The 26,874-nt window shown below is 68.4% G+C and carries 22 protein-coding genes and 1 pseudogene; 15 read left to right on the top strand and 8 right to left on the bottom strand.

Annotated elements, in window-relative coordinates; translation table 11 throughout:
* Positions 1-3: 3 nt before the first annotated feature.
* A pseudogene (locus ABZV91_RS27890) lies at positions 4-1,511 on the top strand (carboxyl transferase domain-containing protein).
* A gap of 254 nt (positions 1,512-1,765) precedes the next feature.
* On the opposite strand, the gene ABZV91_RS27895 reads toward ABZV91_RS27890, so the two are convergent.
* Both ABZV91_RS27895 and ABZV91_RS27900 read right to left on the bottom strand, forming a co-directional pair.
* The gene (locus ABZV91_RS27895; RefSeq protein WP_355247825.1) at positions 1,766-2,314 is read right to left on the bottom strand and encodes a hypothetical protein; all 549 of its coding nucleotides are present in this window, start codon (positions 2,312-2,314) and stop codon (positions 1,766-1,768) included.
* Positions 2,311-2,589 (bottom strand): helix-turn-helix transcriptional regulator, encoded by a 279-nt coding sequence (locus ABZV91_RS27900; protein ID WP_083872174.1) that lies wholly within the window; start codon positions 2,587-2,589, stop codon positions 2,311-2,313. Before ABZV91_RS27900 ends, ABZV91_RS27895 begins: the two co-directional genes overlap by 4 nt.
* 117 nt (positions 2,590-2,706) lie before the next feature.
* On the opposite strand from ABZV91_RS27900, the gene ABZV91_RS27905 reads away from it, so the two are divergent.
* The 6 genes from ABZV91_RS27905 to ABZV91_RS27930 all read left to right on the top strand — a co-directional run bounded on the left by ABZV91_RS27905 (position 2,707) and on the right by ABZV91_RS27930 (position 8,506).
* Positions 2,707-3,564, top strand: a complete 858-nt coding sequence (locus tag ABZV91_RS27905; RefSeq protein ID WP_355247828.1) for an aldo/keto reductase — start codon at positions 2,707-2,709, stop codon at positions 3,562-3,564.
* A gap of 249 nt (positions 3,565-3,813) precedes the next feature.
* Positions 3,814-4,539, top strand: coding sequence for an enoyl-CoA hydratase (locus ABZV91_RS27910; RefSeq protein ID WP_355247830.1), 726 nt, complete (start codon positions 3,814-3,816; stop codon positions 4,537-4,539).
* Positions 4,539-5,684 (top strand): MBL fold metallo-hydrolase, encoded by a 1,146-nt coding sequence (locus tag ABZV91_RS27915; protein WP_355247876.1) that lies wholly within the window; start codon positions 4,539-4,541, stop codon positions 5,682-5,684. The genes ABZV91_RS27910 and ABZV91_RS27915 overlap by 1 nt, the downstream gene beginning before the upstream one ends.
* A 34-nt stretch (positions 5,685-5,718) precedes the next feature.
* Positions 5,719-5,961 carry an antitoxin gene (locus ABZV91_RS27920; protein WP_355247833.1) on the top strand — a complete coding sequence of 81 codons (243 nt, stop codon included), beginning with the start codon at positions 5,719-5,721 and terminating at the stop codon, positions 5,959-5,961.
* A gap of 50 nt (positions 5,962-6,011) precedes the next feature.
* The gene (locus ABZV91_RS27925; protein WP_355247836.1) at positions 6,012-8,234 is read left to right on the top strand and encodes an ATP-dependent DNA ligase; all 2,223 of its coding nucleotides are present in this window, start codon (positions 6,012-6,014) and stop codon (positions 8,232-8,234) included.
* A gap of 86 nt (positions 8,235-8,320) precedes the next feature.
* On the top strand, positions 8,321-8,506 hold the full coding sequence (locus ABZV91_RS27930; protein ID WP_063035534.1) for an antitoxin: 186 nt from the start codon (positions 8,321-8,323) through the stop codon (positions 8,504-8,506).
* 104 nt (positions 8,507-8,610) lie between these two features.
* On the opposite strand, the gene ABZV91_RS27935 is transcribed toward ABZV91_RS27930, so the two are convergent.
* Together ABZV91_RS27935 and ABZV91_RS27940 are read right to left on the bottom strand one after the other, a co-directional pair.
* Complete coding sequence (locus tag ABZV91_RS27935) at positions 8,611-9,345, bottom strand: CbiQ family ECF transporter T component (RefSeq protein ID WP_355247839.1); 735 nt, start codon at positions 9,343-9,345, stop codon at positions 8,611-8,613.
* Positions 9,342-11,459, bottom strand: coding sequence for an ATP-binding cassette domain-containing protein (locus ABZV91_RS27940; protein ID WP_355247879.1), 2,118 nt, complete (start codon positions 11,457-11,459; stop codon positions 9,342-9,344). The genes ABZV91_RS27935 and ABZV91_RS27940 overlap by 4 nt, the downstream gene beginning before the upstream one ends.
* Positions 11,460-11,665: 206 nt before the next feature.
* On the opposite strand from ABZV91_RS27940, the gene ABZV91_RS27945 reads away from it, so the two are divergent.
* Both ABZV91_RS27945 and ABZV91_RS27950 read left to right on the top strand, forming a co-directional pair.
* A complete protein-coding gene (locus ABZV91_RS27945; protein ID WP_355247842.1) occupies positions 11,666-12,580 on the top strand; it encodes a cation diffusion facilitator family transporter in 915 nt (304 codons plus the stop codon).
* Between the two features lie 30 nt (positions 12,581-12,610).
* A complete protein-coding gene (locus tag ABZV91_RS27950) occupies positions 12,611-13,663 on the top strand; it encodes an AraC family transcriptional regulator (protein WP_355247845.1) in 1,053 nt (350 codons plus the stop codon).
* Between the two features lie 6 nt (positions 13,664-13,669).
* Here the strand turns inward: ABZV91_RS27950 and ABZV91_RS27955 are convergent, their stop codons facing one another.
* From ABZV91_RS27955 to ABZV91_RS27970, 4 genes are all read right to left on the bottom strand, one after another.
* On the bottom strand, positions 13,670-14,446 hold the full coding sequence (locus ABZV91_RS27955; protein WP_355247848.1) for a metallophosphoesterase: 777 nt from the start codon (positions 14,444-14,446) through the stop codon (positions 13,670-13,672).
* A gap of 366 nt (positions 14,447-14,812) precedes the next feature.
* Complete coding sequence (locus ABZV91_RS27960; RefSeq protein WP_355247851.1) at positions 14,813-15,559, bottom strand: RNA pseudouridine synthase; 747 nt, start codon at positions 15,557-15,559, stop codon at positions 14,813-14,815.
* Positions 15,560-15,649: 90 nt separating this feature from the next.
* Positions 15,650-16,549 (bottom strand): sensor domain-containing diguanylate cyclase, encoded by a 900-nt coding sequence (locus tag ABZV91_RS27965; RefSeq protein ID WP_355247854.1) that lies wholly within the window; start codon positions 16,547-16,549, stop codon positions 15,650-15,652.
* A 271-nt stretch (positions 16,550-16,820) separates the two neighbouring features.
* On the bottom strand, positions 16,821-17,144 hold the full coding sequence (locus ABZV91_RS27970) for a hypothetical protein (RefSeq protein ID WP_355247857.1): 324 nt from the start codon (positions 17,142-17,144) through the stop codon (positions 16,821-16,823).
* Positions 17,145-17,953: 809 nt separating this feature from the next.
* On the opposite strand from ABZV91_RS27970, the gene ABZV91_RS27975 reads away from it, so the two are divergent.
* From ABZV91_RS27975 to ABZV91_RS28000, 6 genes are all read left to right on the top strand, one after another.
* On the top strand, positions 17,954-19,192 hold the full coding sequence (locus tag ABZV91_RS27975) for an MFS transporter (protein WP_355247859.1): 1,239 nt from the start codon (positions 17,954-17,956) through the stop codon (positions 19,190-19,192).
* Between the two features lie 198 nt (positions 19,193-19,390).
* The gene (locus tag ABZV91_RS27980) at positions 19,391-23,080 is read left to right on the top strand and encodes a nitrate reductase subunit alpha (protein WP_355247862.1); all 3,690 of its coding nucleotides are present in this window, start codon (positions 19,391-19,393) and stop codon (positions 23,078-23,080) included.
* Positions 23,080-24,759, top strand: coding sequence for a nitrate reductase subunit beta (gene narH / locus ABZV91_RS27985; protein ID WP_355247865.1), 1,680 nt, complete (start codon positions 23,080-23,082; stop codon positions 24,757-24,759). The genes ABZV91_RS27980 and narH overlap by 1 nt, the downstream gene beginning before the upstream one ends.
* On the top strand, positions 24,756-25,448 hold the full coding sequence (gene narJ / locus ABZV91_RS27990; protein ID WP_355247868.1) for a nitrate reductase molybdenum cofactor assembly chaperone: 693 nt from the start codon (positions 24,756-24,758) through the stop codon (positions 25,446-25,448). Before narH ends, narJ begins: the two co-directional genes overlap by 4 nt.
* Positions 25,445-26,209: a respiratory nitrate reductase subunit gamma gene (gene narI / locus ABZV91_RS27995; protein ID WP_355247870.1), complete on the top strand. Its 765-nt coding sequence runs from the start codon at positions 25,445-25,447 to the stop codon at positions 26,207-26,209. The genes narJ and narI overlap by 4 nt, the downstream gene beginning before the upstream one ends.
* Positions 26,210-26,271: 62 nt before the next feature.
* On the top strand, positions 26,272-26,589 hold the full coding sequence (locus ABZV91_RS28000; protein WP_355247873.1) for a hypothetical protein: 318 nt from the start codon (positions 26,272-26,274) through the stop codon (positions 26,587-26,589).
* Positions 26,590-26,874: the final 285 nt, after the last annotated feature.

Genomic DNA, 26,874 nt, shown 5'->3' on the forward strand with positions numbered 1-26,874 from the left:
GGGTTGCTCGACCCGGGCTCCGTCTGGTGGGGGGTTTCGGCGCCCCTGGAGGGGGCGCGGCGCGGTGACTACGGGTCCGCGCTCGCCCGGGCGAGCGCGGCGGCGGGAACCGACGAGTCGGTGCTCACCGGTGAAGGGCTGTTACGCGGTCGCCGGATCGCCGTTATCGCGTGCGAGTTCGGTTTCCTGGCCGGTTCGGTCGGGGTCGCCGCGGCCGAACGGATCGTCACGGCGGTCGAACGCGCCACCGAACTGGGGCTGCCGCTGGTCGCCTCTCCGACCTCCGGTGGTACCCGGATGCAGGAGGGCACCCTCGCCTTCGTGCAGATGGTGAAGATCGCCGGCGCGGTGACGGCGCACAAATCGGCCGGTCATCCCTATGTGGTGTACCTGCGCAACCCGACCATGGGCGGGGTGTTCGCCTCCTGGGGATCGCTGGGACAGATCACCTTCGCCGAGCCCGGCGCGCTCATCGGTTTCCTCGGGCCGCGGGTGTACGAGGCGCTCTACGGTCATCCGTTCCCCGACGGGGTGCAGACCGCCGAGAACCTGTACCGCAACGGCGTGATCGACGGCGTCGTCGAGGTGCCCGTGTTCCGGCGTATCGCTCACCGCGCGCTCAGCGTCTTCAGCGGGCAGGTGCGGCCACCCGGCGCTACGGATTCCGCTGTAGTCCAGGCGCCCCGCCCCGCCGAATCCCCTGCCGGCGCCTGGGATTCGGTTCTCGCCTCTCGCCGGGTGGATCGGCCGGGGTTGCGTGACCTGCTCCGCCGGACCACCCAGCGCGTTCCGCTCAGCGGCACCGCCAGGGGGAAGCCGACCGCACGGTGGTGCTGGCGCTGGCCCGGTTCCACGGCAGGCCGTGCGTCGTCTTCGGGCACGACCGCGCGCATCAGGATCCCGAGCACACCATGGGTCCGGCCGCGCTGCGCGAAGCGCGCCGGAGTATGCAACTGGCGGCCGAACTCCGGCTGCCGCTGGTGCTGGTGATCGATACGATCGGCGCCGCGCTGTCCCAAGAGGCCGAGGAGCGGGGTCTGGCCCCCGAGATCGCCCGGTGCCTGGCCGACCTGGTGACGCTGGATACCCGGACGGTTTCGGTGCTGCTCGGTCAGGGGACCGGCGGCGGTGCGCTGGCGCTGCTGCCCGCGGACCGGGTGCTGGCGGCCACGCACGGCTGGCTCGCGCCGTTGCCGCCGGAGGGTGCCAGCGCCATCGTCCATCGTGATACCGCGCATGCCTCGGAACTGGCCGCGGCGCAACGTATCCGATCGGTCGATCTGCTGGCCGACGGGATCGTGGACCGTATCGTGCCGGAGTTTCCCGATGCCGCCGACGAGCCGGTGGACTTCGCTCGCCGGACCGTCGCGGCGATCGCCGCGGAACTCGCCCGGTTGAGTACGTACTCGCCCGCCGAACTGCGGGCGAGTAGGCAGCGTCGCTATCGCCGGTTGGGTGTTCCGGATCGGAACGACGGCATCGGCCGGCCGCCGGAACCGGATGCCGGGTGAGGTCGGCATCCGGCCGGGCGGCTTCGCCCGGCCGGCCTGCGGCTGTCCGTGTGGGCCGGCCGGGCCCGAATTCCGGATGGTTCCGATGCGAGCGGGGGGACTCTGGTGCCGAGCGGGACGGCGGAGTCCGGTGCCGAGTGGGACCGCCTCGTCCCCGTCGTGACCGGTCCGCGACGCGAAGGCCTGGATGTGCCTGGGCCGGGCGGTCGGGCAAGACCGCGCCGCGGACCGAGCATGCCGGGCCCGACCGGAACTCAGTTGTCGGATTCCGGGTCCGCGCGATTCCAGGCCAGGATCATCGCCGGTGCGCAACCACCGGCCAGCACCGTCGCCAGCACCATCACGCCGCCCGCGTAGGCGGTCCGGAAAGCGTCTGCCTCCGGGAACAGCGCGCCGCTCCAGATGAGGTACATCATCGGCAACACGGTCAGGTACTGGGTGGCGGACAGGCCGAACGACCGCGCGGATTCCCGCTGCGCGAACTCGAGCTCGTCCAGGGTTTCGGCCGGTGCCTGGTCCTGGACCTGCGCGACGATCCGCAGCATCGTCCAGGACGGCAGGAAGATCAGTGCGCTGAGGCCCGCGAACAGTGCCGCCCATTCGAGCCCGAACGCGCAGAGCAGGCCGGTGACGAAGAGGACGGCGAGCGCGGCGATCACCAGGATCACCAGGGCTCGGCGGCGCCGGGTGGTGCGCCAGCCCGGCAGCATCCCGGCGATCTGCTTCTCCCGGACGAGCCAGCGCCGCAGGCGGTAGGCCTGGTATCGGTCGAGCAGGGTGGTCGGTTCGGTGGCGGCGGTCATGGCTGCTGTCCTTTCTCGCGGGCGTACACCTCGGCCGATAGGGGAGTGAATTCGGTTCGGGAGAACACCGCCTCCACCGGCAGCCGGAACACCTCGCATATCCGCAGGGCGAGGTCCAGGCTCGGGTAGTGGTTGCCGCGTTCGAGCGCGCCGATCGTCTGGGGGTTGACGTTCACTGCTTCGGCCAGGGCCGCTCGCGACATCCGGTGTTCGGCCCGCAGTACTGCGATCCGATTGAAGATCGGTAGCGTTTCCCCGCGCCTTACTGGGCTCACGCAATGAAGTGTTGTAAAAACACAACGATCTGTCAAGTAGACCCGTATGTGGGCAATCGATGGACACGGACCCGCGGTTCGTTGACCTGCCGCCGAAGCGCTTCTACCGTCGAGGCGGTGACCACTAGACGTGAGACCGGTGTAGTTCCTCCGATCGTGTTGAACGACGGGAGCCTGATCCCACAGCTCGGTTTCGGGGTGTTCCAGGTTCCGGCGGACCAGGTGTTCGACACGGTCACCGCCGCGCTGGACGCGGGCTACCGCAGTATCGACACCGCGGCGATCTACGAGAACGAAGAGGGCACCGGGCGTGCCATCCGGCACTTCGGTCTACCTCGCGACGAGGTCTTCGTCACCACGAAACTATGGAACGCCGACCAGGGTTACGACTCCACGCTGCGGGCGTTCGACGCGAGCCTGAAACGGCTGGGACTCGACTACCTGGACCTGTACCTGATCCACTGGCCCGTGCCCGCCGCGGATCGTTTCGTGGACACCTTCCGTGCCTTCCAGCGCCTGAAGGCCGACGGCCGGGTCCGTTCCATCGGGGTCTCCAATTTCCGGATCCCCGACCTGGAGCGGCTCATCGCCGAAACCGGGGAAACCCCCTCGGTCAACCAGATCGAGTTGCATCCGCGGCTCACCCAGCCCGAACTGCGCGAATACCACGCCGAGCACGCCATCGCCACCGAAGCGTGGAGCCCACTCGGTCAGGGCACCGTCCTGGACGATCCGGTGATCACCCGGATCGCGGGGGAGGTGGACCGCACCCCGGCGCAGGTGATCATCCGCTGGCATCTCCAACTCGGCAACGTGGTGATCCCGAAATCGGTGACACCGGCCCGGATCGTGGAGAATTTCGACGTTCTCTCCTTCGAGTTGTCGGCCGATCAGGTACAGGCGATTTCCGCGCTGGACTCCGGGGCCCGCACCGGCGCGGATCCGGAAACCTTCGCCTTCGGCCTGGAGAGCTGAACCCGGCTCCGTGGGTTCGCGTCGACATCGGCGCCGCGGGGCGGGGCCCTGGTGACCCCGATTCTTCACCCGACGATCGGCCGTCGCGCCCGCCCGATCTGTCGCTCCCGAACCGGGGGCGGGGTCCCGGCCGCCGGGGAAGCGCGTCGACAAGCTTCCCCGGGGCGGTCACGCTCCTGTGGCAGAGTGGGCGGTAGCGCCTCGATATCGGCGGTTGTATCGGTATTCGTTCAGCGGGGAAGGACACACATGCTCGGGGTCAGCCGTGACGGCGACGTCGTCACCATCGAACTACAACGCGAGGAACGGCGTAACGCGCTGAATCTGGACCTGGTCGTCCGGCTGCGGGAGGCGTTGTCCAATGCCCGTCTCGATTCCCGGGCGATCGTGATCACCGGTAGCGGGTCGGTGTTCAGCGCGGGCGCGGATCTGGACGGTGTGTACTCCACCGAGTTCCTCGACGCCCTGCTGGACATGCTGCACGAGGTCGAGGCCATGCCGGTCCCGGTGATCGCGGCGCTGAACGGTCCGGCACTGGGCGCGGGCGTGCAATTGGCGATGGCGGCGGATCTGCGGGTCATGGCCCAGGACTCCTACCTGGCCATACCGGCGGCGAAACTGGGTATCTCGGTGGACCGATGGACGACGCGCCGGCTGGTGTCGCTGATCGGGGGCGGCCCCGCCCGGACGGTACTACTCGGCGCCGAACCGATCTCGGCCACCGATGCCTACACCTTCGGATTCGCGAACCGTCTCGGCACGGTGGCCGACGCGCAGGGCTGGGCGAAAACCATCGCCGAGCTGGCGCCGCTGTCACTGCGTCACCTGAAACTCGAACTCAACGACGACGGCACCCGCGATCCGGCCAACCACGAGCAGCAGGCCGCTTTGGAGGCAGCATGGTCCAGCGCGGACGCGGAAGAGGGCAGGCAGGCCCGGCAGCAGAAGCGTCCCGCCAAGTTCGTGGGCAAATGATGAAGGCCCGCACTGTCGCCGCGGCGGCGGCCGGTCTGGCCGGAATGACCGTCTTCGGCTGGGTGGCCCGAGCCCTGGACGGGTTGCCGGCCGCGCTCGGCGCGTCCGTCTCCGCCATCGCACCCACCGCCACGGGCGCGCGCAGCTATCGCGACCGCCAGTTCCACAACTCCGAACCGGCGTCCCCGATCGTGGTGCGCGAGAACCCGACCGGCCTGTTGTCCATGGTGACCGGTATGCGCGCCGGCCGCCCGAAGGACGCGGTGCCGCTGGCGCGGACCGAGCATCCGGGCGCGGCCGCCGATCTGGCGGTCACCTGGTACGGCCATGCCAGCGCGCTGATCGAGATCGACGGGTACCGGGTGCTCACCGACCCGGTATGGAGCGAGCGGGTCTCGCCCTCGCGGCTGGTCGGCCCGTCCCGGATCCACCCCGTCCCGGTCGCGCTGGAGGAGTTGCCGCGGGTCGACGCGGTGGTCATCTCGCACGACCACTACGACCACTTGGACGCCGACACCATCGCCACGCTGGTTCGCACCCAGCAGTCGGTTTTCGTGGTGCCGATCGGGGTCGGCGCGCATCTGCGGCACTGGGGTGTGCCCGAGGCGCGGATCGTCGAATTGGACTGGAACTGTTCGTATTCGCTGTCCGCGGTCGACGGTGACCGGCCCGAACTCACCATCACCTGTGCCGAGGCCCGGCATTTCTCGGGTCGCGGACTGGTCCGCAACACCACCCTCTGGGCGGGCTGGGCGCTGGTGGGCCCGAAGCACCGGGCCTATTTCGGTGGGGACACCGGATTCACCAAGGCGTTCGCGGCCACGGGCGCGCAGTGGGGTCCGTTCGATCTCACCCTGCTGCCGATCGGCGCCTACGACCCGCACTGGGCGGATATCCACATGAATCCGGAGGAGGCGGTGCGCGCGCACGCCGATCTGTGTCTCGGTGAACCTGAGCACGGCATACTGGTGCCGATACATTGGGCGACGTTCAACCTCGCACCCCATCCCTGGGCCGAACCGGTCCACCGGCTGGTGGACGCGGCCGCGGCAGTGGGTACCGAGATCGCGGTCCCGGTGCCCGGGCAGCGGCTCGATCTGCGTGACCTCCCGCCGGGGCGCCGGTGGTGGGAAGATATGGAGTGAACGCTTCCGCACAGTGACAGGGAAGGAATCGGCTATGAGCTTGATGGAAAACCTGAAGAATCTGGTCGGCAAGGGGCAGGAGACGGCTGCCAAGAATTCGGACAAGATCAACCAGGCGGTCGACAAGGCCGGGGATTTCCTCGACCAGAAGACCAAGGGGAAGTACTCGGACAAGATCCAGAAAGGTAAGGAAGCCGCCCGCAAGGTGGTTCCGACGGAACACCCGGACGGTGGCCCGGGCCGGCCCGGTGGACCGGGCCCGGAATCGCGTCCGTGACGCGCGGCCCGGCGCCGAACGGGGTTGCCGGCCCGCGGATGTGATCCGGGGTGCGCCGGAGTTTCGGAGGTGAGCGGGGACAGCCGGATATCGAGGTCCGGCTGAGCAACCCGGACAAAGTGCTGTATCCGGCGACCGGCACCACCAAGGGCGAGGTACTCGAGTACTACGCCGAGATCGCCCCGGCGATGCTGCCGCATCTGGCGGGCCGGCCGGTCACCCGCAAGCGCTGGCCCGACGGTGTCGGCGCGTCCTCCTTCTTCGAGAAGAACTTGGCCGCCGGCACCCCGTCCTGGGTGCCGCGCCGGACCCTGCGGCATTCCGACCGGCCCGTGACCTACCCGGTGATCTCCTCCCAGGCCGGACTCGTCTGGCTGGGCCAGCAGGCCGCGCTGGAGATCCACGTGCCGCAGTGGCGCTTCGAGGGGGACGAGCGTGGTCCGGCGACCCGGCTGGTCTTCGATCTCGATCCCGGACCGGGCGTGGGACTGCCCGAATGCGCGCGGGTGGCGCTGGGCATCCGGGATATGGTCGGCGAGATCGGGATGCGCGCCTACCCGCTGACCAGCGGCAGCAAAGGGATCCATCTCTACGTGCCACTCGATCGCACGCTCAGCCCGGGCGGCGCGTCGACGGTGGCCAAACAGGTGGCGGAGAACCTGGAGAAACTGCTGCCCGATCTGGTGACGGCCACCATGTCGAAGAAGGTTCGGGCCGGCAAGGTCTTCGTGGACTGGAGCCAGAACAATCCGGCGAAAACCACGATCGCGCCCTATTCGCTGCGTGGCCGGGAGGAACCGAATGTCGCGGCGCCGCGCGGCTGGGAGGAGATCGAGAACGGGGCGGCGCTGCGGCAATTGCGTTTCGACGAGGTGCTGCGCCGGTACCGGTCCGACGGTGACCTGCTGGCCAGCCTGGACCCGCCGCTCGACGACGCGCTGACGAAGTACCGCTCCATGCGGGATCCGGCCCGCACTCCGGAGCCGGTTCCCGTCGGATCGCCCCGGCGTGGCCCGGGGGATCGGTTCGTCGTCCACGAACACCACGCGCGCCGCCTGCACTGGGATGTGCGGCTCGAACGGGAGGGAGTCCTCGTCTCATGGGCGGTGCCCAAGGGACCGCCGGACAGCCCGCGCCAGAACCGGCTCGCCGTGCACACCGAGGACCATCCGCTGGAGTACCTGGATTTCCACGGCACGATCCCGGCGGGCGAGTACGGAGGGGGAGAGATGTCGGTCTGGGACACCGGCACCTACCGTGCCGAGAAGTGGCGGGACGACGAGGTGATCGTCGTGCTGAGCGGGACCCGGTTGAACGGCCGGTACGCGTTCATCCGCACCGAGGGCGATCAGTGGCTCATGCATCTGATGAAGGATCAGCCGGCGCCCACGGCCGACTTCCCGCGCGGTCTGCTGCCCATGCTGGCCACCAGTGGCGACGTTTCGGCGCTCCCGGAATCGGAGTGGGTGTTCGAGCGCAAATGGGACGGCTTCCGGCTCATCGTGGAGATCGAAGCGGGCGAACTCCGGTCGCGCAGCCGGACCGGCAACGATGTGACCGCGCAGTATCCGCAGCTCGCCGAGCTGGCCGCCGATCTGGACGGGCACCAGGTGGTGCTGGACGGGGAGATCATCGTCCGCGACCCCGACGGCGCGGTGAACGTCGCGCTGCTGAAGGCGAATCCGCGGCGGGCGGAATTCGTGGCCTTCGATCTGCTCTACCTGGACGGTACCTCGCTGCTGCGCAAACGCTACCGCGACCGCCGCCGGGTGCTGGAGGCACTCGCCGCGACCGCGCCCGCCCTGCGGGTGCCCGCGCCGTACGCGGGCAGCGGCGCGGACGCGGTGCGGCAGAGTGAACAGGACGGGGTGGAAGGGGTAGTCGCCAAAAAGGCCGATTCGGTGTATCTGCCCGGGACTCGCGGCCGGACGTGGGTGAAACAGCGCAACTGGCGGACCCAGCAGGTGGTGGTCGGCGGAATGCGGCGCAGCCGGGCCCGGCCCTTCGCCTCGCTGCTGGTGGGCATCCCCGCCGAGGACGGGCTGGTGTACGCGGGGCGGGTCGGCACCGGGTTCGGGGACGCGGGGATGCGCGACCTGGCCGCACGGCTACACCGGCTGGAACGCAAGACCAGCCCGTTCGTCAACGAGATGTCGGCCGACGAACGCCGCGACGCGATCTGGGTCACGCCGAAGGTGGAAGGCACTGTGCGCTACATGGATTGGACCGAGACCGGCCGGCTCTGGCATCCGGCGTGGCTGGGCGAAGGGTGAGCGCCGGCGCCACCGGTGAGGTCGCCCCTGTGGGGAATCCGCTGGGTACTGTGAAGTTCGAGCGATCTCGAGCGAGGAGTACGGCAATGGATTTCAAGGGCCTGGCGAACAAGGCATTGGGTTTGGCGCGCAAGAACGCCGACAAGGTCGACCCGCTGATCGAGAAGGTCGGCGACGCGGTCGACAAGAAGACCGGCGGCAAATACGCGGGGCAGGTGGACAAGGCGCAGGAGGCGGCCCGGAAAGCGGTGCGTGACCAGAAGCAGAAGTGACCGTGGCGGCACCGGTGGTGACGCCGGTGCCGGAACATGCCCGGTGCCCGCCTATTTCCTGTGACCCGGAGGTTCCGGAACCGGCCACTGGTCACGGTGTCCGGTCAGATCAGTAGTTCGGCGGTGAGCGCCCCGGCGCAGACCACCACCACCACTGCCAGGGCGAGGGCATCGTTGCGGCCCGGGGCGGCCGGGCGGGCGGTGAGCTGACCCGTCCCGCCCCGGGCGGTGATCGCTTCGCCCAGTTCGCCGGCCCGGCGGGTGGATACCGCCATCGCGGCGGTGAGGATATCGATGACCGGGTCGGTGGTGCGGTGCAGCAGATCGGGTTTGGGGCGCAGCCGGCGGGCGGCGCGCAGGATGCGGATCTCCTCGAGCAGCAGTGGTAGACCGCGCAGGGTCAGCGCCACTACCACGGCCAGTTCGTCCACCGGGACGCGCAGGCGGCGCAGCGGCCGGCCGAGAGTGGCCAGGGCGGGCGCTATTTCGCTCATGGGGGTGGTCCAGGCGATGAGCATGGACGCGGCCACGAGGATCAGCCCGAACACCACCACCTGCGCGTAGCGCAGGACGGCGGCGCCGCCCACGGGCACATTGATCAGCGCGCCCAACGCGATCAGCAGCCAGAACAACAGCGGCAGCCGGGGCAGGACCCCCAGCGGCAGCCGGGCCACCAGGCCGATCGCGATCAGGAACACGATCATGATGCCGAGGATCGGCCAGCTCGGCAGCACCATCAGCAGCAGGCTGATCAGGAACGCGCCGATCATCTTGGTTCCGGCCCACAGGTTGTGGACCGGACTGGCCACCGGCACCCGGCGCAACAGGACGGTGCTCATCGGGTACCTCCCTGGTCGATTCCGTGGGCGTCGCCGCCGCGCAGCCGCCAGGCCGCGCCCGGTGCTCGGCGGTGTGCCGGGCCGGGCGGGGCGACAGCCGGGATGGGCGTGGTGTCGGCTTCGGTCCCGGGCACCGGGGCCGAAGCCGTCTCGGTTTGCGGGATGCGGCCCGCGCGCAGGTGGACGGTGCGATCGCAGATGGCCGCCACATCCTCGACGTCATGGGAGATGACGATCAGCGTGAGCCCGGAATCGCGTAGCCGGGCCAGTAGCTCGACGATATCGGCGCGGCCCTCGGGATCCAGTCCGGCCAGCGGTTCGTCCAGCACCACCACCTGCGGGTGGGCGGCGACGATGGCGGCCAGCACCACTCGTTTGGCCTGGCCACCGCTGAGTTCTTCGATGGACCGGGTGGTCAGGGAGCGGTCCAGGCCGACGGCGTCCAGGGCTTTGCCCACCGTGCCCGACCCGGTGCCCTCGCCGCCCCAGTCGGCGACCTCCTCGCCGACGGTGTGCCGTTGCAACTGCAGCCGGGAGTGCTGGAAGGCCAGTTCCACCCGCCCGATCTGTTTGCTGACCGGTTTACCCGCCAGCTCGCAGCGTCCGGTGCTGGGCGCGATCAGTCCGGCCATGATCCAGGCCAGGGTCGATTTCCCGGACCCGTTCCCGCCGACCACCAACAGCGCTTCCCCGCGGCGGACGGACAGGTCGACGCCGTGCAGGGCGGGCGCCTCCCACGGTGTGCCGCGGTTGTAGGTGTGCCGGACGCCGCGCAGTTCGAGCAGTGTGTCGTCCATGGGGCGGCGGCGCTCGGCACGGGCCGGCTTCGGCCAGGCGGGCAGCCGGTCGACCATCCGCCCGGCGGCCAGGTGCACCACCCGGTCGGCGGCGTCGGCATCGGCTTCGTGGTGGGTCACCAGGACGACGGCCATGGCGTGCCGTTCCGGCAGCCCGGCCAGCAGCGTCACCAGCTCGCGGCGGCCGTCCGGGTCGATCATGGAGGTGGCTTCGTCGGCGATGAGCAGAGCCGGGCGGCGGGCCAGGGCCGCCGCGACCGCCAATCGCTGCTGCTGGCCACCGGACAGGGTGGCCGTCTCCCGGTCGCCCATCCCGTCCAGTCCTACCTCGTGCAGCAGGGCGTCGATATCCACCTCGGCGGCGAGGGCGGCGGGCAGGCCCCAGACCACATCGTCGGCGACCAGCACACCCAGCGTCTGACTTTCCGGCCGTTGCAGGACCAGCGCCGTGCCACCCAGATGGCCGAGTCCGGCGGAGCCGGGCCGCTCGACCGCGCCGCTGCTCGGCGGCAATCCCGCCAGCAACCGGGTGAGAGTCGATTTCCCCGACCCGTTGTGGCCGACCACCGCGACGAACTCGCCGACCTCGACCCGTAGGTCGACTCCGGTCAACGCGGCGGCGGTGGCGCCGGGGTAGCGGTATCCGGCCGCGCGCAGGGTCACCGGCAGGGGGGCGATGGGGCGGTGGTCGGCGGGTGCGTCGAGGCGGTCGGCGCCGGGGAGCCAGGTGAGCCGGTCCAGGACCGAACCGAGGACGAACCAGGAGACCAGCGCGGTGATCACCGTCCCCGCCAGGACGGTGCCGCCGATGTAGAGCCACCACCACTGCAGGACCACATCGGTGATGTGCAGGACGCCGCGGCCGAGGGGTTCCAGGTGCTGCTGGCGGGAGGTGAGTTCGGCCAGGCCGGTGGCGGTGTTGCGGACGGTGTCGAAGAGCAGGTCGCGGGTGGCCGAGAAGGCCAGCAGGAACCCGACCGAGAAAGCGCCCCAGGCGACGCCGGCGAGAACCGACAGCCCGGTGACCGCGACGATACCGCCGTGGCGGCGTTTGACCGTGCCGACGATGCCACCGATGGTGGCGGTGGCGACCATCGCCATGGCGGCGGTGAGGCCGGCCGCCACGAAGGTGACCAGCGCGGCCGAGATCGAGGCGGTGAGAACGGTGCGGAATCGGTAGCGGTGCGCGAGCAGGCCCATGGGGACGGCCGCGACCAGTTGCAGGGCGGCCGCGAACGGGATCACGGCGCCGACGGTCACCAGTCCGACGGTGACGCCGCCGAGTACCGCGCCGGTGGCGAGTTCGATCGAGCGCAGCGCGCCGCTGTCGCCCGTCCGCGGCGCGGTGCCGTGGCCGGTGCCGGGCGCGGTCGTGCCGAGCACGGGCTCGCCGGCGCCCGCGTCCGGTTCGCCGGGGCGGGGGGCTGCGGACTGGTCGCTCACGTACTCGAGTCTGCCAGCCCGGCGGGTGGGCGCGAATCGAAGGTGTTGCAAGCATGCGCATTGACGCATATGTTTGTCGGGTGGGACATGATCATACGCATCACGTATCACCGGAGAGTGCCTCCGGGAAATATGTCGGCCGCTTGGGGCTCGCGCTCGCCCTCGGTCTGGGATTCATGCTGATCGAGCTGGTGGTCGCACTGGCCACCGGTTCGCTGGCGCTGCTGTCGGACGCCGCCCATATGCTCACCGATGTCGTGGGTATCGCCATGGCACTGTCGGCGATCATGCTCGCTCGCAACACCCGGCCCAGCTACACCCGCACCTTCGGCTACTACCGGGCCGAGGTGATCGCCGCGCTGGCCAACGCCGTGCTGCTGTTCGCTGTCGCCGGGTACGTACTGGTCGAGGCGGTGCGCCGGTTCGGGGAACCGCCGGAGGTGCCGGGTGGGCCGGTGCTGGCCGCCGGCGCCATCGGCCTGCTGGCCAATATCGCGGCCTTCCTGCTGCTGCGGCGCGGGGCGGAGGAGAGCCTCAATGTGCGCGGCGCCTATCTCGAGGTGCTGGCCGATATGGTCGGGTCGTTCGGCGTGCTGCTGTCGGCCGCGATCACGCTGACCACCGGCTGGCTCTACGCCGATATGATCGTCGGCGTCGCCATCGGCCTGTGGGTGCTGCCCCGGACCTATCTGCTGGCCCGGCGCTCGCTGCGTATCCTCTTCCAGCACAGCCCGGAAGAACTCGACGTCGAGGAGGTGGCGGCCGAACTCGCCGCGGTCCCCGGAGTCTGCGATGTGCACGACCTGCACGTCTGGACATTGACCTCGGGTATGGAAGTCGCCTCGGCTCATATCACCACCACGGGCACCGATTCCGGCGACGAGATCCTGCGCGCGGCACAGCACCTGCTCGCCGACCGTTTCCACATCCACCACGCGACCCTTCAAGTGGAGACCACCGCCACCGCCCGCCGGTGCGCGGAGCTGTCCTGGTGATCAATCGAGATATTCGGCCATAATGTCGGCATGGTGCAACGTCCGTCGATCCGGGACTGGGACTTCCCGCGGGGAGTCGCCAGTGTCGCGCTCATGGCCGGATACGGCGTTGAGCACGGAGTTCCCGTTACCGCGCTGCTGCGCGGCACCGATCTCACCGAAGCCCGGCTACGCGACCCGGACGCCCAGATCGACGCGCACACCGAACTCGCGGTGGTCCGGAATCTGGTCCGCGAACTCGACCGCCCGGGGATGGGCATCGAGGTGGGCCGGCGCTACCGCATCACCACCTTCGGCATCTTCGGTTTCGCCTGTGTCAGCAGCCCCACCCTGGCCGAGGCGATCGATTTCGCCCTGCGCTACCTCGAACTGAGTTTCACCTTCTGCCTGCCGGTGACCCAGTGGGAGCACGGCGAATTCATCGGCCGCATCCACGACGAATCGGTGCCCGCCGACGTCCGCCAGTTCCTGGTGGAGCGCGATGTGACGGCCATGCACCAGGTGATGAGCGATCTGCTGGGCCGGCACCTGGCCCTGCTGCGCGCCGAATTCCGGTTCCCCGAACCGGCCTACGCCGATCTGATCGCCGAGGTGACCGTGGCTCGGCCGCGGTTCGGGCAGCCGCACAACCTGGTGGCCATCGACCCGGCGATCCTGGACCAACCGCTACCGCAGGCCAACGAGCACACCCTGGCCATCTGCCTGGCACAGTGCCGGGACCTGGTGCACCGGCGGCGGGCGAGAACCGGGATCGCCGCGGAGGTACGCGCGCGGCTGGTGCCCCGCGGCGGTGTGGAAGGTCTCACCGCACCGCCCGGTATCGATACCGTGGCCGCCGACCTCAATATGAGCACCCGCACTCTGCGCCGGCATCTCGACGCGGCCGGTACCAGTTACCGGGCCCTGCTGGACGAAGTACGCCAGGCCCTCGCGGAGGAGATGCTGACCACCACCCCGCTGTCGGTGAGCGATGTGGCGATCCGGCTCGGTTACGCGGAGGCCTCCACCTTCATCTACGCGTTCCGGCGCTGGACCGGCGGCACCCCCGCCGCCTATCGGCGGGCCCGCGCCGGCCGGTACTGAACCGGATCAGAACGGCGTACCGATCCAGCCGCCCATCGGAATGCTGCGAAAATGCGTGATCAGCCGATGCTCGTCGTCGATGACGTGCAGCGCGATCGCCGGGTCCGGCGCGTAGTCCATCACCCGTTCGGGCGGGGCGAGTTCCCATTCCCCGCCCAGGACCGAGGCGGTACTCGGTCCCATGAGCAGCGGACGTCCGGCGAAGGTGGCGACCGCGGCGGTGTGCGCGTGTCCGGTCAGCGTGCCGATGATCCGCTCGTCGCCGGTGATGACCGCGGCCAGCCGCTCCGGGCCGGCCAGCGCGATGGGGTCCACAATGGGGCTGTGCAGGAAGACCGGGGGATGGTGCAGCGCCAGCAGGACGGCATCGCCGGCGGGCGTCTCGGCGAGGGTCGCGTGCAACCAGTCGTAGGTCTCGTCGGTCAGGCGTCCACCGGACTGGCCGGGCACACTGGAGTCGAGCAGGATCAGCGTGACACCGCCGACCCGGTGCACCTGGTTGACGGCGTCGTCGAGCGGGGGCGCGCCGAGCAGTACGTCCCGGAACGCCGCTCGTTCGTCGTGATTCCCCGGAATCGCCAGTACCGGAAGATCGGCCTGTAGCGCCGCCCGGGCCTCGGCGTATTCCTCGGGCTTACCGGAGTCGGTGATGTCTCCGGTCACCACGATGACATCGGGCCGTCGCCGCAGGTCCGCGAGGTAGGCCATGACCCGCTGCGCGCGTTCGACATTGCGGGTGCCGAGATCGAAATGTGTATCGCTGACCTGAGCCACCAAGATCATCGGACGCTCCTGTGCTTCTCTGCGGCGCTTCCGGCGCCGCGGGGCCGGGGCCCTCGGCCCCGCCGCTGTGCTCTCGAACCTCGACCGAAGGTGCTCAACGGTCGCCTTCCGCGGACGGCCGGCCGCACGTCGCATGCGCTTCGAGGACGCGGCGGCGGGACGGGCCTCGACCCTTTCCGGGTCTCGTAAGACTCGACACCGCGTGAGGATCCGGGTCCGGTGCTGGGTCCTTCGACCAGCTTAGGGGAGTTGGCCGGTGCGAATGGCGCGGGTATGAGGGAGGACACCACCGGGCCTGGGCAACCCGGGATGTGGTGTGCGCCCCGTGCACGGTGGCTGCTGCGGCGGCCGCGGAGTACTCGGCGTTCACCCAGGTCCCGGAAGGGCGGGCGGCGGGCCGGGTAGCGGCGACCAGAAGTCGTCGCCGGGCGGCGCCTCCAGCTCCAGCCTGCCGTCGGGGCGCCAGTCCGCGGCCAGGCCGAGGCGCCAGGAGTGCAGATGGGCGCGCGGGATCGTGCCCGAGCGGTCGAACAGGGGGTCGCCCAGGATGGGGTGGCCGATCCAGGCCAGGTGCACGCGGAGCTGATGGCGGCGGCCGGTGACCGGGCGCAGCACTACGACGGTGTGCTCGCGGTCGCGGGCGAGGACGGTGAACTCGGTGGTCGAGGGATAGATTCTGGTGTTCAGCAGGTCTGTGTCCGCGACGGACCAGCGGTCGCCGTCTCGCCGGATCGTTTCGCGCGGGGCGGCGACCCGGACCCGGTTCTTCCGGCCCACACCGAGTGGGAGATCGATGGTCCCGGTATCGGGGAGTCCGGGGGAACCGGCGTCGACGATCGCCAGGTAGGCCTTGTCGGCGGTCTGCTTGTTGAACTGGCGGGTCAGCGGGCCGTGGGCCGACAGCTCCCGGGCGAACAGGATGAGCCCCGAAGTCACCTTGTCGATCCGGTGGACCGGGTACAGCTTCTCACCGTAGGTCTCGGCGGCCGCCACGATATCGATATCGTGGCGCTCCCCGGTGACCGATATCCCGGCCGGTTTGTTCAGGGCCAGGACCGCCTCGTCCTCCATGAGCAGGCTGCGGGCCCGCAGCTCGGGCCAGTCGATATCCACCGGTCGAGCGTAGCCATTGCTCGAATTCGGGGATCGGAGGATTGCTCCTGACCGCCACCTCGAAAAGAGAAAGTTCGCCCGGGCTTCTTCCTATCCGCTGATACCGGTATCGAGCAGGCGGAGAGCCCACTGGTCTTTACCCCTGGTCTTGGCGTGGTACAGCTCGCGGTCGGCGGCGTCGAGGAGGGCCGTGGCCCCGGTATTGCGTAATCTCGTGAGAACGGCCCCGATGCTGGCCGACACCCGCAACCTGTGTTGCCCGATGGCGATCGGGATGGACAGTGCCAACAGCATCTGCTCCGCTACCTCGGTCACCGTGCGGCTGTCAGTCGACGGTGAGAGGAGAGCAACGAATTCATCACCCCCTATGCGAGCGATCATGCAGTCGTGGCCGGACACGCTGTCACGCAGGCGGTCGGCGACAGTGCGCAGAACCTGATCGCCGATCCCGTGCCCGTAACGGTCATTGACCTCTTTGAAGCTGTCGAGATCGAGGAAACACAGTCCCGCCCGGTCGTCGCCGCCGGCCGCGGCCAGCGTATCGATCCGCTCGAGCAGACAGCGCCTGTTGGGCAGGCCGGTGAGCGAATCTTGACGGGCCTGCCGGTGCAGTTCTTCTTGTAGCCGGTGCCGCTCGGTCACATCCTCGCCTACGGCGAGCAGATAGTCGGGTTGTCCGCCGTGCCCTCTCACGTAAGTGATTGTGAACGCCAGCCACCCGGCGCTGCCGTCGGTACGGATCAATCGACGCTCCAGTTTGACGACGCCTTCCCGCGCCCGGACCAAGGTATCGAAAACAACTGTGTTGATCTCGTCTTGATCGTCGGGATGGGCAAATTGATAAACGGAGATACCGCGTAAGCGATCGACCGGTATTCCGATCATGTCGGCCAAACTGTGATTGGCGTAGAGAAGGGTGCCTTCGGTGTCGCCGATCGCCAGCGCCACCGCGGCGTTGTCGAAAACGAACCGGAACAGCTCGTCCCCCACCGGGCACGATTGTTCGTCCGTATGGGTGACCACGTACGGCCCGGGATCGCGCATCGTGTGCTGTGGCACCGGATGGTGTAGGTGGCTGCGCATCCTGCTCTCCGATCTCGGGCCAGCGGCGCCTGCACTCGAATTGCGCGGCTGGCTGCGGTCAGTTGTCTACGGCTGTTGAGGGATCGGCCCGGCCCTTACCAGAGAAAGGCAGATCGCGACTCGGTGTCTCCCACACCCCGAGTCCGTGGATGAGGCCGGTTTCCCGAGTGGGACCGGCTCATGGCTCGATCTCCTGTATTGCGGCATCGGCACGGACGTCGAGAACTGCGACAAGGACCATCCGGCATATGCACATGCCCGACAAGTGCCCGTTCAGCGTCAGCACGGTGTGGGCGTCGGATCGCCGGCATTCTCGGACGAGCTCGACGAACGCCGGAGGCAGCATCCCGTTCTGGGGCGCCGGCTCGCGGAACACAGTGCCCAGCGCGTATCCGCGTGACGCGGCAGCGGTTCGCAGCTTGTCTTCATCGGCAGCCGGGTCGTGGGCACCGAGCAGATCGTCGCGCAAATATCCGTAGGCAAGGGGTAGTAAAGTGGTCATCAGCGGATCTTGGTTTCCGTTCTGCCGTCCGGCCTGGAGTAGATGGCCATTACCGGACAAGTAATTGTTCGGACCTTCGTCACTTCGGCATGTGCATATCCGGGTGCCGTAGAGACCATTCAAGCTGCGGCCCCTCCCGATCGCGCTGTCCCTCGATTGCCCGCCGATTCAGCGCTCGTAGGCGGGGCCACACCGATGATGAGTCCGTTGAGCGCTGCTGCTCGATGCGGGACTGCTCCGAAAGCTTCGTGGTCGTCACCTCTTCGTGGTGTGGAAGTAGCGGTCGGACCAACCGACCGATGGTCCCGAATTCGGACCTTCCACAAACGTAGGTCGAGCCACCCAGAACAACCAGAGCTGGAAGCGACACACTTCGTGCGGTATACGACACCGGGGCCGAATTCGGCATGCGATGGAGATCCCCGAGAGGGCGACACCGCTTTCTGTCGCGACCGGTGTCCTTGCCGCGTTCGGCCGCGCAGGAGGCGGCGTCACCATTGCCTCGCCGCAATCGATACGGTATCGAACGCATACGACAGCGACTTCCGGGCGTGGCTTCGGCGGGTATCGAGAAGTCCGGCGAGTGCCGGTGAGATCACGAAACTCCGGAAACCTCCAGTGGGCCCCGAGTGAGGGCCGATAGAGGCACAATCGTCGGTACGGCGTTGTGTCTGTGATAACGCACGCAATACGGCGGTCGGGAAGAGTCCTTTGTTCCGGCCGCGTTCGACGATCGAATCGCCCGTCGAGCGGTTGGACCAGGTGTCCACCGGGCGCGAGAGCTAGCCGGACCGATCGCCCCAGGAGTGATGGTGGCCTCTTCGACTCCGCTGAATCCCGGCCGGGCCATGGCCGGCGATCCCGCCGCGACCGGCGGACGCACCCTGATGTTGGTCCTGGCCACGATGGGTTTCGTGCTCAACTTCTGGGCGTGGGCGCTGCTGAGCCCGCTCGCGCCGCGGTTCCGCGACGAGCTCGGGCTGAATTCCTTCCAGGAGTCGCTGGTGGTGGCCGTTCCGGTGATCGTGGGTTCGCTGGGGCGGATTCCGATCGGTGCGCTGGCCGACCGCTACGGCGGGCGCCTGATGTTCCCGATGGTTTCGCTGATCACGGTGCTGCCGGTCCTGTTCCTGGGGTTGGTCGGGCACTCCGCGCTGGCGGCCTTGCTGATCGGCGGTTTCTTCCTCGGTATCGGCGGCACGGTGTTCGCGGTCGGCGTGCCGTTCGTGAGCGCCTGGTTCCCGCCGGAGAAGCAGGGGCTGGCGATCGGTGTGTACGGCATGGGCATGGGTGGCACCGCCATCAGCGCCCTGACCACGGTGCGTCTGGTGGACGCGGGCAATACCGCCACACCGTTCCTGCTGTGCGCGCTCGCGCTGGTGATCTACGCGACCGTCGCCTGGTACCTGCTCCGCGACGCACCGGGCCGCACCCCGCCCGCCGAACCGCTGGCCACCCGGCTGAACGAGACCGTGCGACTGCCCGCGACCTGGTCGGCCTCGGCGCTGTACGCGGTCACTTTCGGCGGTTTCGTGGCGTTCTCCGTCTATCTGCCCTCCTATCTGCGGACCGCCTACGAGCTGTCCCAGGCCGACGCGGCCAACCGGATGGCCGGGTTCGTGCTGCTCGCGGTGGTCATGCGGCCGGTCGGCGGCTGGCTGGCGGATCGGTTCGACGCGCCGTCGGTCCTCGCGGCCACGCTGTGCGCGGTGGTGGTCGCGGCCTCCGTGCAAGCCACGACCCCGGACCTGGCGCCGATCGGCACGCTCGCCTTCCTGGTGCTGGCCGCCGCGCTGGGCGCGGGCAGCGGCGCCACCTTCGCGCTGGTCGCCCTGATCGCGCCCGCGGGGAAGGTGGGAGCGGTCACCGGTTTCGTGGGAGCGGCCGGTGGGCTGGGCGGGTTCGTCCCGCCGCTGGTGATGGGCGCCATCTACCAGACGACCGACGACTACGGCCCGGGTCTGCTGGCGCTCGCGGTGGTAGCCCTGGTCGCGTTGCTGTTCACGCTGATCGTGGTGCGCCACCAGGTGGAGCGGAATCACCTATGAGGCGATCTCTCCGCCGACGTCGCGGCTACCGCCGACGGATGTACCGGTCGCGAGGGAGTTCCGGTGCGGTGCTACGTCCGCGAACGCTTCGGCCCGGGCCCTCGGACGCACCAGCTGTGAAGGAGTTTCGATGAACCGGTACCTCCGGCAACGTTTCGGTCCGCGCGGACCGCACGCGCACACTTCGAAGGAGGCCCTGTGACTCACCGCGACTCGGGGCGGGCGGGGCTCGACGACGACCTGACCGATGCGCTGGTGGGTACCCGGCGCTTCTTCACCCGCGCGGAGATCTCCCCGGACCGGCGGTCGATGCTCGAGGTGGGCGGACGGCAGGCCGACGAGTTCTATCGGGACCGGTGGAGTCACGACAAGGTGGTGCGTTCCACGCACGGCGTGAACTGCACCGGGTCCTGTTCCTGGAAGATCTACGTCAAGGACGGGATCATCACCTGGGAGACCCAGCAGACCGACTATCCGTCGGTGGGCCCCGACAAACCCGAATACGAGCCGCGGGGTTGTCCGCGCGGGGCCGCGTTCTCCTGGTACACCTACTCGCCGACCCGGGTGCGCTACCCCTATGTGCGCGGTGTGCTGCTGGAGATGTATCGCGCCGCGAAGGCGGCCACCGGCGACCCGGTGACCGCCTGGGAAACGATCGTCGAGGACCCGGATTCGGCCCGGCGGTACAAATCAGCGCGCGGCAAGGGCGGTCTGGTGCGCGCCACCTGGGACGAGGCGACCGAGATGATCGCGGCCGCCCATGTGTACACCATCGCCCGGTACGGCCCGGACCGGATCGCGGGGTTCTCACCGATTCCGGCCATGTCGATGGTGTCGCACGCCTCCGGCGCCCGGTTCGTCTCGCTGATCGGCGGGACCATGCTGTCCTTCTACGACTGGTACGCCGATCTGCCGGTGGCCTCGCCGCAGGTATTCGGTGATCAGACCGATGTCCCGGAATCGGGGGACTGGTGGGACGCGGGCTATCTGATCATGTGGGGATCGAATCTGCCGGTGACCCGGACCCCGGACGCGCACTGGATGGCCGAAGCCCGCTACCGCGGGCAGAAGGTCGTCGCGGTCTCCCCGGACTACGCCGACAATGTGAAGTTCGCCGACGAATGGCTGGCCCCGCATCCCGGTACCGACGGCGCGCTGGCCATGGCGATGGGGCAGGTGGTGCTGCGCGAGTTCTTCGTGGAACGCGAGGTGCCGTACTTCACGAGTTACGTACGCCAGTTCACCGATCTCCCGTTCCTGGTCCGGCTGGAGGAGGCCGGCGGCGACTACACCCCGGGGAAGTTCCTTACCGCCGCCGACCTCGACGTGCACGCCGGGGTGGAGAACGCCGCGTTCAAAACGGTGGTGCTCGACGCGGACGGCCGCCCGGTGATCCCGAACGGTTCGGTCGGTCATCGCTACGGCGAAGCCGGGGTGGGGAGCTGGAATCTCGACCTCGAAGGTGTGGTGCCCCGGCTGACACTGCTCGGCGAGACGGCGGTGTCCGTGCTGCTGCCCCGGTTCGACACCGCGGCCGGTGACGACCCGGCGATCCGGCGCGGCGTACCGGCGCGGCGGGTGAACGGCCATCTGGTCACCACGGTGTTCGACCTGTTGCTGGCGCAGTACGGCGTGTACCGGGACGGTCTGCCCGGGACCTGGCCCGTCGACTACGACGATTTCTCCCAGCCCTACACCCCGGCCTGGCAGGAGACGATCACCGGTGTCCCGGCCGCCGCGGTCCTGCGGATCGCGCGCGAGTTCGCGGCCAATGCCGAGGAGAGCCACGGTCGCTCGATGATCATCATGGGCGCCGGTACCAATCACTGGTTCCACTCCGACACGATCTACCGCGCATTCCTGACCCTGACCACGCTCACCGGATGCCAGGGTGTGAACGGCGGTGGCTGGGCGCACTATGTGGGTCAGGAGAAATGCCGGCCGGTCACCGGCTGGACCCAGCTGGCCTCGGCCCTGGACTGGTCGCGGCCGCCGCGGCAGATGATCCAGACGGCGTTCTGGTATCTGCACTCCGATCAGTTCCGCTACGACTGGTTCGGCGCCGACAAACTCTCGGCCACCCCGGGCGCGGGGCAGCTGGCGGGTATGAGCACCGCCGACGTGATCGCGCAGTCCGCGCGGCTGGGCTGGATGCCGTCGTACCCGACCTTCGACCGCAACCCATTGGAACTGGCCGATTCCGCCGCGGCCGAGGGCGGTTCGGTGGCGGGCTACGTGGTCTCCGAACTGCGTTCGGGACGGATGCGGTTCGCCTGCGAGGACCCCGACGCCCCGGAGAACTTCCCGCGGATACTCGAGGTGTGGCGGGCCAACCCGCTCGGTTCCTCGGCGAAGGGCAACGAGTACTTCCTCGAACATCTGCTGGGTACCGAATCGTCGCTGCGCGCCAAACCCACTCCGGCCGGCGCGCGCCCGCGTGATGTGGTGTGGCGGCCGGACGCGCCGCGCGGCAAACTCGATCTGCTGCTGACCCTGGATTTCCGGATGACCAGCACCACGCTGTTCTCCGATATCGTGCTGCCCGCCGCGACCTGGTACGAGAAGCACGATCTGAACACCACCGATATGCACCCCTTCGTGCATTCGTTCAACCCCGCCATCGCGCCGCCCTGGCAGACCCGCACCGATTGGGACGCCTTCCGGACGATCGCCGAGAAGTTCAGCGAACTCGCCGGTCCGCGGCTCGGGGTCCGCAAGGATGTGGTCGCGGTGCCGCTGTTGCACGACACCCCCGACGAACTGGCCACCCCGCACGGCCGGGTCGCGGATTGGAAGACCGGGGACGCGGAACCCGTGCCCGGAGTGACCATGCCGAAGTTGGTTGTAGTGGAACGCGATTACGGCGCGGTCGCGGCGAAGATGAACGCCCTCGGCCCGCTGGCGGAGAAACTCGGCGGCACCACCAAGGGGGTCACCTTCGATTTCGGGCCGGAGGTCGAGTACCTGCGGCACAAGAACGGCGTGATCCGCGGCGGGCCGGCCGACGGGCGGCCGTCGTTGCAGCGCGGTATCCAGGCGTGCGAAGCGATCCTGGCGTTGTCCGGTACCACCAACGGCCGCCTGGCCACCGCGGGTTTCCGCACCCTCGAACAGCGCACCGGCATGCGCCTGGCCGATCTGGCCGCCGAATACGAGGGCAAACGGATCACCTTCGCCGACACCCAGGCCGCGCCGGTGCCGGTGATCACTTCGCCGGAATGGTCGGGGTCGGAAACCGGGGGCCGCCGGTATTCGCCGTTCACCATCAATATCGAACGTCGCACACCCTGGCATACGCTCACCGGCCGCCAGCATTTCTATCTCGACCACGACTGGATGACCGAACTCGGCGAGGGCCTGCCCGTGTACCGGCCGCCACTGAACATGGCCGCGCTGTTCGGTGAACCCGTACTCGGCTCGACGGGGGAGCTGGGGGTGACCGTTCGCTATCTCACCCCGCACAGCAAATGGTCCATTCACTCCGAATATCAGGACAACCTCTTCATGCTGACCCTTTCGCGCGGCGGGCCCACGATCTGGATGGCCCCCGCGGACGCGGCGACCATCGGTGTGGCCGACAACGAATGGGTCGAGGCGGTCAACCGCAACGGTGTGGTGGTGGCCCGGGCGGTGGTCTCGCACCGCATGCCGGCCGGAACCGTCTACATGTACCACGCGCAGGACCGGCTCATCGATGTGCCGATCAGCGAGACCTCCGGGCATCGCGGCGGTATCCACAATTCGCTGACCCGGCTGCTGGTCAAACCGAGCCACCTCATCGGTGGCTACGCCCAGCTCAGTTTCGCGTTCAACTATCTCGGACCCACCGGTAATCAACGCGACGAGGTGACCGTGATCCGTCGTCGCAGCCAGGAGGTGAGCTACTGATGCGGGTGATGGCGCAGATGGCGATGGTGATGAACCTCGACAAATGTATCGGCTGTCATACCTGTTCGGTCACCTGCAAACAGGCGTGGACGAACCGGTCGGGCGTGGAATACGTGTGGTTCAACAATGTGGAGACCCGGCCGGGGCAGGGTTATCCCCGCACCTACGAGGATCAGGACAGGTGGCGTGGCGGCTGGGATCTGAATTACCGGGGCAGGTTGCAACTCAAAGGTGGGGGTCGGCTGCGCAAATTGTTCACCATATTCAGCAATCCCATCCTGCCCGCCCTGAGCGATTACTACGAACCCTGGACCTACGACTACGAGAATCTGACCACCGCGCCGGCCCAGCGGCACACCCCGGTCGCCCGGCCGAAATCGCTGATCAGCGGCAAGGATACGAAGATCGAATGGTCGGCGAACTGGGACGACGATCTCGGCGGCGCACCCGAATACGGCCACCGTGATCCGCTCCTGCGGAAACTGTCCGAACAGGTGCGTTTCGAATTCGAGCAGACCTTCATGTTCTATCTGCCCCGGATCTGCGAACACTGCCTGAATCCCTCCTGCGCCGCCTCGTGTCCCTCGGGCGCGATCTACAAACGCAGCGAGGACGGAATCGTCCTGGTGGATCAGGACCGGTGCCGCGGCTGGCGGATGTGCGTCTCCGGGTGCCCGTACAAGAAGGTTTATTTCAACCACCGCACCGGAAAAGCCGAGAAGTGCACCTTCTGTTTCCCGCGGGTGGAGGTCGGGTTGCCGACGGTCTGCGCCGAGACCTGCGTGGGCCGCCTGCGCTATATCGGCCTGGTTCTCTACGACGCCGACAAAGTACTGGAAGCCGCCTCCACCCCGGATGAACACGGCCTCTACGAAGCGCAACGGGAGGTCTTCCTCGATCCCGCCGATCCGGAGGTACGGCGGGAAGCCGAACGCGCGGGTATCCCCTGGGACTGGGTGGAGGCCGCCGACCGCTCGCCGATCTATTCGCTGATCAGCACCTACAAGGTCGCGCTGCCACTGCATCCGGAGTACCGCACCTTGCCCATGGTCTGGTACATCCCGCCGCTGTCGCCGGTGGTCGATATCGTGCGCGACACCGGTCACGACGCCGAGGACCACGGCAATCTCTTCGCCGCGATCGAGGCGTTGCGAATCCCGGTGGACTATCTCGCGCAGTTGTTCACGGCGGGCGATCCCGAACCGGTGACCGCGATCCTGCGCCGGCTGGCCGCCATGCGCAGCTATATGCGCGATATCAATCTCGGCCGGGAACCGCGGGAGCGTATCGCCGCGGCGGTCGGCATGTCGGGTGAACAGATCTACGATATGTTCCGCCTGCTGGCCCTGGCCAAATACGACGAGCGCTATGTGATCCCGCCCGCGCACACCGAATCGGCGCACGGGCTGGAAGAACTCGCCACCGAATGCAGCCTGGACTACGAGGGCGGGCCGGGAATGACCGGTTCCGGGCCGTTCGGCGAGAATTCGGGCGGGGTCTCGCCCATCGCCGTGGAGAACTTCCGGATGCTGCGCAACCGGCAGACCTCCGAGACCGCCACCAGCGTCGGCGGCCGCGGCCGGGTGAATCTGCTCAACTGGGACGGGAAGGTCCCCGACGGGCTGTTCCCGCCGGAGGGAGTGAACCCGGGGTCCCGCGACGTGGAGCCGCCGCGATGAGGGCGACCAGGGCGAACGCCCTCGACCCGGCCACCCGGGCCGCCGCCTGGCAGGCGCAGTCCCTGCTGCTCGGCTATCCGGACGAATCCCTGCGCCGCAATCTCGACCTGCTGAGCACGGTGGCGGCGACGCTGCCGCCTCCGGTCGGCGCTCCGCTCACCCGGTTCCTCGGCCATGTGCGCACCCGGTCGGTCTTCGACCTCGCCGCCGACTATGTGGCGACCTTCGATCATCACAAGCGGTTCAGCCCGTATCTCACTTATTTCGCCTACGGAGACACCCGGAAACGCGGCGTCGCCCTGTTGCGTTTCAAGCAGGCGTATCGGGCGGCCGGGTTGCGGCTCTCCGAGGAGGAATTGCCCGACCATCTCTGCGTCGTGCTCGAATTCGCCGCGGCCGGCAACGCCGACACCGGGTTGCGTCTGCTCACCGAGCACCGGGCCGGTCTCGAGGTGATGCGGCGGGGCCTGCGGGACACCGGCTCCCCCTGGACCGACGTCCTCGAATCGATCATCGCCACCCTCCCCGCTCTCGCCGGTTCCGAACAGGACGCCGTCGCCCGGCTCATCGCCGAGGGTCCTCCCGAGGAAGCCGTCGGCCTCGCCCCCTTCGCCCCGTCGCAGTACCTCCCGGATCCGGTCGTACGTTCGCGGGAGGCGCCGCACACGAACACCGAGGCCTGCCGATGAACGTCACGCTGCTCGCCGCCCCGGGCGAAGACCTCACCGCGGCCGACATCCTGCTGTGGGTCGCCCTGCCCTACGCCGCCATCGCGACTTCTCTGGTGGGCCACTACTGGCGCTACCGCTACGACAGATTCGGCTGGACCACCCGCTCCTCCCAGCTCTACGAGAGTCGCCTGCTGCGCCTGGGCAGTCCGCTGTTCCACTACGGGATCCTGCTGGTGATCGTGGGTCATATCGTCGGCCTGCTCATCCCGGCGGGCTGGACCGAGTCCGGCGGCATCAGCGATTCGGTGTACCACGCGGCCTCCGCCGGTCTCGGGATCCTGGCCGGTGTCGCCACCCTGGCCGGCGCAGCCATCCTGATCTACCGCCGCCGCACCACCGGTCCCGTATTCTCCGCGACCACCCGCAACGACAAGATCATGTACGTTCTGCTGATCGGCACGCTGCTGCTGGGCTTCGGCACCACGGTCTTCAACAACGCGAACAACCATCCCCATAACTACCGGGAGACGGTGTCCCCGTGGTTCCGCTCCATCCTCACCTTCCGCCCCGACACCGACCTGGTCCTCGCCGCTCCCCTCGGTTTCCAGCTGCACGTGATCGCCGCGTGGCTGCTGTTCGCCTTCTGGCCGTTCACCCGGCTGGTCCACGTGTTCTCGCTGCCGATCGGATACCTGACCAGGCCGTATATCGTCTATCGGAGTCGGGACCGGGAGCTGGGGTCGCGGCCGGAGCGGCGGGGGTGGGAGCAGATCCGGTAGTTTCGACCGATTCAGCGTGGCCGGTCACGACCGCGGTGCGCGGTGTACCTACCGGTTGGCTCTTGATCACCCGCACCGTCGATGGTCTCGCAGTTCTCGACATCGTTCCGACAGCCGACGCCTTCGCGGCAGTGGATCGCGGCTTCGCCCTCGATTACTGGGTGTGGTCGTTCCTGGCCGCTCCCTATCCCGTGCCAGAGCAGTTGATCGCAGGGAACCCAGAAGCGCCCACTGACGTACTGCAGCACCTCATGCCCTTCCTGCGCAGCGCGTCCGCGCCGGGACGGCAAAGGGGACAGGACTATCTCGGTAACGGCTCTGCCCACCATCAGCGGCGCCGGTGCGGTTGCGGCGGCATGACAGTCCGGTGGATGAGCTGAGTCTCGTTGTCGGCGTCGGATTTCAGGCTTTCCGCGCTTTGTCATCGATGAAGTGGGTGTCGTCGGTTCACGGCTGGTGGTCCTGCGCGGCTCCTGGTGGTGGCTGAATGCTCGGGTCGTGGTGCGGAATCAGCCCGGATTCCACTGGTCTGTAGTTGGAGTGGTGTGCGCGCCGGGGGGGCGCCGGGCACCGAGTTTGGGTGAGCCCGGGGAGATAGGGAGAGCGGCGTGTAGGGTAACATTGTTACACTGGTGGTGTTGATAACGGGGGTCGGCGGTAAATTA

Origin of the sequence: Nocardia sp. NPDC004568 (assembly GCF_040609955.1) — a bacterium.
Taxonomy (GTDB): domain Bacteria; phylum Actinomycetota; class Actinomycetes; order Mycobacteriales; family Mycobacteriaceae; genus Nocardia.